The sequence below is a fragment of the Actinomadura roseirufa genome, assembly GCF_900659635.1.
GTDB classification, from domain to species: domain Bacteria; phylum Actinomycetota; class Actinomycetes; order Streptosporangiales; family Streptosporangiaceae; genus Spirillospora; species Spirillospora roseirufa.
This window is the reverse complement of sequence record NZ_CAACVB010000327.1, coordinates 1-7,467: the sequence shown is the minus strand read 5'-3', so window position 1 is coordinate 7,467 and position 7,467 is coordinate 1. Positions and strand designations below refer to the sequence as shown.

The following is a 7,467-nucleotide window of genomic DNA, read 5'->3' as shown; positions in this document are numbered from 1 at the left end:
CTCCAGCCCCTCCAGCGCGGCGACCAGCCGCGGCAGCTCCGCCGGGTCGAGCGAGGCGTCGGCGTCCATCACGCACACCACCTCGGCGCCCGCGGCCAGCAGCCCCGCGTGGCAGGCGGCGCCGAACCCGCGCACCGGCGCCGTGACGACCTCGGCGCCGTGCTCGGCGGCCACGCGCGCCGAGCCGTCGGTGGAGCCGTTGTCGACGACCAGGGGACGGAACCCCGCGGGCATCCGCGACAGCACCCACGGCAGCGCCCCGGCCTCGTTCAGGCACGGCAGGATCACCTCGACCACGCTCATCGGCTCCCTTCGGTGACGGGCCGCCGCGCGAACTCCCGCATGCCGTCGGCGAACGCGACCGCCGCCGAGAACCCCAGCTCGCGGCGGGCGCGGTCGGGCCGCGCGACGATGTGCCGGACGTCGCCGGCCCGGTGGCCGCCGGTGACGCGCGGCGCCGGACCGCCGAACGCCTCCGCGAGCGCCGCGGCCATCTCGGCGATCGTGCGCGGCTCGCCGCTGGCGATGTTGTAGGCGCGCAGCCCGCCGCGTCCCGGCCCCTCCGGCGCGCCCTCGGCGCCGGGCGCGCGGGCCGCGGTGGTCCGCTCCAGGGCCAGGACGTTGGCGCGCGCGACGTCGCGGACGTGCACGAAGTCGCGGCGCTGTGCCCCGTCCTCGAACACCAGCGGCTCCAGCCCGGCCAGGAGCCGGGAGCGGAACAGCGCCGCGACCCCGGCGTAGGGCGTGTCGCGCGGCATCCGCGGCCCGTACACGTTGTGGTAGCGCAGCGCCGTCACCGACCCGCCCGTCATCCGCGCCCAGGACGCGGCCAGGTGCTCCTGCGCCAGCTTGGTGTCGGCGTACACGTTGCGGGGGTCGGGGGCCGCGTCCTCGGCGACGGCGCCCGGCTCGAGCGCGGCGCCGCAGCGCGGGCAGCCCGGCTCGAACCGTCCCGCCCGCAGCGCCTCCTCGGGCCGCGGCCCCGGCCGGACGGGGCCGTGCCGCCCGCACGTGTAGGCGCCCTCCCCATAGACCACCATCGACGAGGCCAGCACCAGCGCGCCCACCCCCGCCCGCGCCATCTCCGCCAGCAGCACGGCCGTGCCCTGCACGTTCACCGACGTGTAGGCGGGCAGGTCGGACACGTCCACGCCGAGCCCGACCAGCGCGGCCTGGTGGCACACCGCGTCGGCGCCGTCCAGCAGCTCCGCGACCGCCGCCGCGTCGCGGACGTCGGCGCCCGCGCCGCCGCCGGTCCGCGGGTCGAGGCCGCGGACCCGGTGTCCCGCGGCGGTCAGCGCCTCGGCGACGTGCGAGCCGATGAAGCCGGCCGATCCGGTCAGCACTACGTCCATGGCGACGAACGTAGGCCGCGCCGCCGCCGCTGGAGGGCCCCGAAGCGCCTCGCACGGCTCCTTGTTCGAACCTTGGGAGAACCGCGACCCGTGGCCGACCCGGACATGACCCCCGCCCCGCCGGACCGTCCGCCGCGCCCCCGCGCGGCTCAAGGGGGCGGGTCAGTGGGCGGTGTTGCCGCTCTCCGCGCCCGCCTCGGCCGGGGCCGCGGGCAGTTGGCCGTGCAGGGTCGTCAGCCGTACGGCGGCGGCGCGCACCGCCTCCGCCAGCGCGGGCATCGCGTCGTCGCCGAAGCGCACCGAGGGGCCCTGCAGCGCGACGGCGGCGACGACGCGCCCCGAGCCGTCCCGCACCGGGGCCGCGACCGCGCGCACCCCCACGACGCGCTCCTCGTCACTGACCGAGAAACCCCGCTCCCGGACGCGCGCCAGCTCCGCTTCCAGCTCCGCGCGGGTGGTGAGGGTGGCCGGGGTGAGGCGCGTGAACGGCTCGTCCATCGCGATCGGCTCGTCGGTGAACGCCAGCATCGCCTTGCCCATCGCGCACCCGTGGACCGGGTTGCGCGTGCCCGGCGGCTGGTCGTAGCGCAGCGGGTGCGCGGACGGCAGGTGCACCAGCACGGCGACCTCGTCGCCGACGCGCACGCCCAGGCTCACCGCCTCGCCCGTCCCGTCGCGCAGCGCCGTCAGCGGCGGCTGCAGAAGCGTGGCGCCCATCCGCTCCAGGGCGAGCCGGCCCAGGATCGCCGCCGTCGGCCCGAGGAAGTAGCGCTCGGTCCGCGGGTCGCGGCCCAGCATCCCCGTGTCGTGCAGGGCACCGACGATGCGGTGCGCGGTGCTGACCGACAGCCCCAGCCGATGCGCGATCTCGGTCGGCGTCTGCCGCGCCGTGCTCTCGAACGACCGCAGCACCGCCACCGCCCGGTCCACCGACTGCGTGCCCGGCTTCGGTTCCGCTCCGCTCACCGCGCGCGCCCGATCCGCCCGTGTTCGACCAGCCCGTGTTCGACCAGCTCGTGCCCGATCCGCCCGCGCAGGGCCCGTTCCCCCGCCGCCCCCGTCTCGTCCGTCACGGTCCCCATCCTCGCATCGGAACGGAACGTGCCGACGCCGGGGGCGGCCCGCCGGGACGGGGAGCGCCGTCCCGCTAGCGCTGCCGCAGGCAGGCGCAGAACGGGTGGCCCGCCGGGTCGGTGAGCACCACCCACCGGTCGCCGCCCGGCTGGAAGGCGGGCCTGCCGCCGCCCAGCTCCGTCACCGCCGCCTCGGCCGCGCCGAGGTCGTCGACGTAGAAGTCCAGGTGGAACTGCTGCGGACGGTCCGTGCCGGGCCACTGCGGCGCGCTGTGGCCGGCGACGCGCTGGAAGTTGACGTTCGTGCCGTCCGGCAGCCGGACGGCGGCGGCCTCGGCGGTGTCGTAGGTGATCTCACCGCCCGTCAGCGTCGCGTAGAAGGACGCGAGCGCCGGAGGGTGCGGGCAGTCGAGGGTGACGGCGATGAACTCCGCGATGGCGGGCATGAGGGCTCCTTGTGCTCACGATGATCGGTGACGTGGTGAGCCTGCCAGGGGAAGCTGACATCTTCTGTCAGGTACGGCGGGCGTCCCCGCCCGCGTCCGCCGGGCCCTCGCCCGCGGCCGAGAGCAGGCGGCGGCCCATCACGGCCAGCCGCGCGGCCAGCTCGGGCGGCTCGCGGACCTCGAAGTCCAGTTCGAGGAACGCCAGCCGCAGCGCCGTCCACTCCAGCGAGTCCGGCGCGGTGCGCAGCGTGCAGGTGCGCTCGTCGACCGGCTCCACCTCCGCGCCGGTCACCCGGAACCGGTCGGCCAGCTCCGCGGCGGAGGCGTGCACGGTGACCACCGCCCGGCGCAGCGGCCGCGCACGGGCCAGGGAGGCGGTGACGAACGCGGCGGCGTCGGCGGCGGGCAGCGCGCGCGGCGCGCACCGGACCCCGGTCGGCCGCGGGTCGTCGATCCGGTCCACCCGGAACGTCCGCCAGTCCTCGCGGCCGGCGTCCCAGGCGACCAGGTACCAGCGGCGCCCGGCCGAGACCAGCCCGTGCGGCTCCACCAGCCGCCCGCCGCCCGACCCCTTCTCGTCGCGGTAGCCGAACCTGATCCGCTCGCGGTCGCGGCATGCGGCGGCGAGCACGGCCAGCGCCGCCGCGTCCGCGCGCGGCCCCGCGGGCGGCCCGGTCAGCGGCGTCGTCGCGGTGTGCAGGGCGCTGACCCGGCGCCGCAGCCGCGCGGGCAGGACCTGCTCCAGCTTGGCCAGCGCGCGCAGGGAGGTCTCCTCGACGCCCTCGATCCCGGCCGCGCCGCGCAACCCGACCGCGATCGCGACGGCCTCCTCGTCGTCCAGCAGCAACGGCGGCATCGCGGTGCCCGCCTCCAGCCCGTACCCGCCGGCCGCGCCGAGCGTGGCGCGCACCGGGTAGCCGAGCCCGCGCAGCCGCTCCACGTCGCGGCGGACGGTGCGCGCGCTCACGCCGAGCCGCTCGCACAGCTCCGGGCCGCTCCACTCGCGCCGGGCCTGGAGCAGGGACAGCAACTGCAGCAGCCGCGCCGAGGTGGTGTCGCTCACCCGTCCAGTATGCGGCCCAATGAGGCCAGAACCTGGCCTCATTGGTTCCTAGCGTGGGCGCCATGACCGACCACGAGGACAGCATCCTGATCAGAGGGGCCCGGCAGAACAACCTGAAGGACGTCTCACTGCGCATCCCCAAACGCCGCATCGTGGCGTTCACCGGCGTGTCCGGCTCGGGCAAGTCCTCGATCGTGTTCGGCACGGTCGCGGCGGAGTCGCAGCGCCAGCTCAACGAGACGTTCACCTGGTACGTCCGCGACCGGATGCCCCGCCACGAGCGGCCCGACGCCGACGCGATCGACAACCTCGCCCCGGCGGTCGTGGTCGACCAGCGGCCCCTCGGCGGCAACGCCCGCTCCACGGTCGGGACGATCACCGACATCTCCGCCGTGCTGCGGGTCCTGTTCTCCCGGCACGGCACCCCGAGCGCCGGCGAGGCGGGCGCCTACTCCTTCAACGAGCCCCAGGGCATGTGCCCCGGCTGCGACGGGCTCGGACGCGTCGTCCGGCTCGACCTCGACCGGTTCCTGGACACCGGTAAGACCCTCAACGAGGGCGCGGTGAACTTCCCGCCGTTCGGCGTGGGCACCTACGTGTGGCAGCTGTACGCCGAATCGGGCCTGTTCGACCCCGACAAGCCGCTGCGGGACTTCACCCCCGCCGAACGGGACCTGCTCCTGCACGGCAAAGGATTCCGGGTGCGCCGGCTCAACCGGACCGGGTCCATGGGCCACAACGCCTACGAGGGGCTGGCCGAGCGGTTCGAGCGCCTCTACATCAAACGCGGCATCGACTCCCTGACCGGCAAGCAGCGCGACGCGGCCCGCAAGGTCGTCCGCGAACAGACCTGTCCCGGCTGCGGCGGCGCCCGCCTCAACCAGGCGGCGCTCGCCTCCAGGATCGGCGGCCGCACCATCGCCGACCTGTACCGCCTGGAGATCGGCGACCTCGCCGCGGCGCTCGGCGAGATCACCGACCCCGTCGCGGCGCCCATCGCGGCGGCGGCGATCACCCGGCTGCGGCGCCTGGAGGACATCGGCCTCGGCCACCTCAGCCTGGACCGCGAGACCCGCACCCTGTCGGGCGGCGAGGCGCAGCGCCTCAAGGTGGTCCGGCACCTGGGCTCCGCCCTCACCGGGATGACCTACGTCTTCGACGAGCCGAGCGCCGGGCTGCACCCGAGCGACGTCGACCGGCTCACCGCCCTGCTCGCCCGGCTCCGCGACAAGGGCAACACCGTCCTGGTCGTCGAGCACGACCCCCGCGTCATCGCCGCCGCCGACCACGTCGTCGACATGGGCCCCGGCGCCGGCGCGCGCGGCGGCGAGATCGTCTTCACCGGCACGGTCGCCGCCCTGCGCGCCGCCGCCACCCCCACCGGACGCGCCCTGCGCCGCGCGACCGGCGTCAAGACCGCCGTCCGCGAGCCCGGCGGATGGCTGCCCGTCACCGGCGCCCGCGCGCACAACCTCAAGGACGTGACCGCGCGCTTCCCCACCGGCGTGCTCACCGCCGTGACCGGCGTCGCCGGGTCGGGCAAGAGCACCCTGGTCATGGACGAGCTCACCGCCCGCGTCCCCGAGGCCGTCGTGGTCGACCAGTCGTCCATCGCCGTGTCCCGCCGGTCCACCCCCATCACCTTCATCGGCGTCATGGACCACGTCCGCCGCATGTTCGCCCGCGCCACCGGCGCCGACCCGGCCCTGTTCAGCCACAACTCGGCCGGGGCGTGCCCGGGCTGCGGCGGCGACGGCGTCATCGTCACCGACCTGGCGTTCATGGACCCCGTCACCACCACCTGCGAGAGATGCCGGGGCCGCCGCTACCGCCCCGAGGCCCTCGCCCGCACCCTGCGCGGCCGGTCCATCGCCGACGTGCTGGAGATGCCCGCCGAGGAGGCCGTCGGGTTCTTCGCCGGGGCGCCCGAACGCACCGTGCTGTCCCGGCTGCGCGCCCTCACCGAGGTCGGTCTCCCCTACCTCGCCCTCGGCCGCCCGCTCGGCACCCTGTCCGGCGGCGAGCGGCGGCGCCTCAAGCTCGCCACCCGGCTGCACCGCACCGGCCTGGTGTACGTGCTCGACGAGCCGACCACCGGCCTGCACCCCGCCGACGTCGACGCGCTGCTGGACCTGCTGGACCGGCTCGTGGACGCCGGCAACACCGTCATCGTCGTCGAGCACGACCTGGAGGTGGTCAAACGCGCCGACTGGGTCCTGGACCTCGGTCCCGGCGGCGGGCGGCACGGCGGGGAGATCGTCTTCGCCGGCACCCCCGCCGCGCTGCTGGCCGACCCGTCCTCGATCACCGCCGCCTACCTGCGCCGCGGCCTCGGGACGCCCGCCCCGGACGGCTCGGCCCGGGACCCGCTCCCCTAGGCTCGGCGTCCATGAGCGATCTTCCCGCGCCCGGCGCCTACCTGTCCGGCCTGTTCTCGCTGTCCGGCCGCGTCGCCGTCGTCACCGGCGGCAGCTCGGGCATCGGCCGCGCCATCGCCGAGGCGCTCGGCCGCGCGGGCGCGTCCGTCGTCGTGATCGCCCGCCGTGAGGCCGAGCTCGCCGCGGCCGTCGCCGACCTGACCGCGCACGGCTGCCGGGCCGCCGCCGTCAGCGCCGACCTCGGCACCCGCGAGGGCGTCCGCCGCGCGGCCGAGGACGCCGCCGCCGCGTTCGGGGAACCCGACATCGTGGTCAGCTCCGCCGGGATCAACCTGCGCCCCCCGATGGACGAACTCGGCGAGGACGTCTGGGACGCCACCATGGCCGTGAACCTCGACGCGCCGTTCCTGCTCGGCCAGCGGTTCGGCCCCGGCATGGCCGAGCGGGGGCACGGACGCCTCATCCACATCGCCTCCCAGCAGGCGTTCCGCGCGTTCGTCACCAGCGGCGCCTACGGCGTGTCCAAGGCGGGGCTGGTGGCGCTGGCACGCTCCCAGGCCGAGGCGTGGTCGCCGCGCGGCGTCACCGCCAACACCCTGGTGCCCGGATTCGTGATGACGCCCCTCAACGCGCGCCTGTCCGCCGACCCGCAGCGCGTGCGGGACCTGGCCGCCCGCACCATGACCGGCCGCAACGGCGTCGCCGACGACTTCGCCGGCGCCGCGGTGTTCCTGGCGAGCGCCTCGGCGGCGTACGTGACCGGGCAGGCGATCTTCGTGGACGGCGGTCTGTCCGTCCACTGACCCCCGCCGCGCGCGGGACGCCGCTTCAGGGCCACAGGCCGGTGAGCGCCAGCGCCTCCGCCGCGTCCCCGGCGTGCGCGACGCCGCCCACCGGCCGTCCCTTGGCGTCGTGCACCCGCCAGCCGCCGACCTGCACCACCGGGGTCCCGCCGCGCCGCATCGCCAGCGCCACCTCCGACAGCGTCCCCCACGACCCCCCGACGGCGATCACCGCGTCGGCGGCGTTCACGATCAGGACGTTGCGGGCCTGGCCGAGGCCGGTCGGCAGCGCGACGGTCAGGTCGGGCCCCGCGCCGGCGCGGTCGGCCGCCGACAGCACGCCCACCACGATCCCGCCCGCCGCGCGGGC

At 76.4% G+C, this 7,467-nt stretch carries 8 protein-coding genes; 2 read left to right on the top strand and 6 right to left on the bottom strand.

Annotation, left to right across the window (positions count from 1 at the left end; translation table 11 throughout):
- The 5 genes from E1291_RS36765 to E1291_RS36745 all read right to left on the bottom strand — a co-directional run.
- Nucleotides 1-303 (bottom strand): glycosyltransferase family 2 protein (locus E1291_RS36765; protein ID WP_131742667.1); only part of this gene is annotated, 303 nt, incomplete at its 3' end.
- The gene (locus tag E1291_RS36760; protein ID WP_131742666.1) at nucleotides 300-1,355 is read right to left on the bottom strand and encodes an NAD-dependent epimerase/dehydratase family protein; all 1,056 of its coding nucleotides are present in this window, start codon (nucleotides 1,353-1,355) and stop codon (nucleotides 300-302) included. The genes E1291_RS36760 and E1291_RS36765, both read right to left, overlap by 4 nt.
- Nucleotides 1,356-1,517: 162 nt before the next feature.
- A complete protein-coding gene (locus tag E1291_RS36755) occupies nucleotides 1,518-2,321 on the bottom strand; it encodes an IclR family transcriptional regulator (protein ID WP_131742665.1) in 804 nt (267 codons plus the stop codon).
- A 181-nt stretch (nucleotides 2,322-2,502) separates the two neighbouring features.
- Nucleotides 2,503-2,874, bottom strand: a complete 372-nt coding sequence (locus tag E1291_RS36750; RefSeq protein WP_131742664.1) for a VOC family protein — start codon at nucleotides 2,872-2,874, stop codon at nucleotides 2,503-2,505.
- A gap of 67 nt (nucleotides 2,875-2,941) precedes the next feature.
- Complete coding sequence (locus tag E1291_RS36745) at nucleotides 2,942-3,937, bottom strand: helix-turn-helix transcriptional regulator (RefSeq protein ID WP_242614607.1); 996 nt, start codon at nucleotides 3,935-3,937, stop codon at nucleotides 2,942-2,944.
- 62 nt (nucleotides 3,938-3,999) lie between these two features.
- Between E1291_RS36745 and E1291_RS36740 the strand changes: the two genes are divergently transcribed.
- Both E1291_RS36740 and E1291_RS36735 read left to right on the top strand, forming a co-directional pair.
- Nucleotides 4,000-6,315, top strand: a complete 2,316-nt coding sequence (locus E1291_RS36740) for an ATP-binding cassette domain-containing protein (RefSeq protein WP_131742662.1) — start codon at nucleotides 4,000-4,002, stop codon at nucleotides 6,313-6,315.
- A gap of 11 nt (nucleotides 6,316-6,326) precedes the next feature.
- Nucleotides 6,327-7,118, top strand: a complete 792-nt coding sequence (locus E1291_RS36735; RefSeq protein ID WP_131742661.1) for an SDR family NAD(P)-dependent oxidoreductase — start codon at nucleotides 6,327-6,329, stop codon at nucleotides 7,116-7,118.
- A 25-nt stretch (nucleotides 7,119-7,143) separates the two neighbouring features.
- Here the strand turns inward: E1291_RS36735 and E1291_RS36730 are convergent.
- Nucleotides 7,144-7,467 (bottom strand): SLOG cluster 4 domain-containing protein (locus E1291_RS36730; RefSeq protein ID WP_131742660.1); only part of this gene is annotated, 324 nt, incomplete at its 5' end.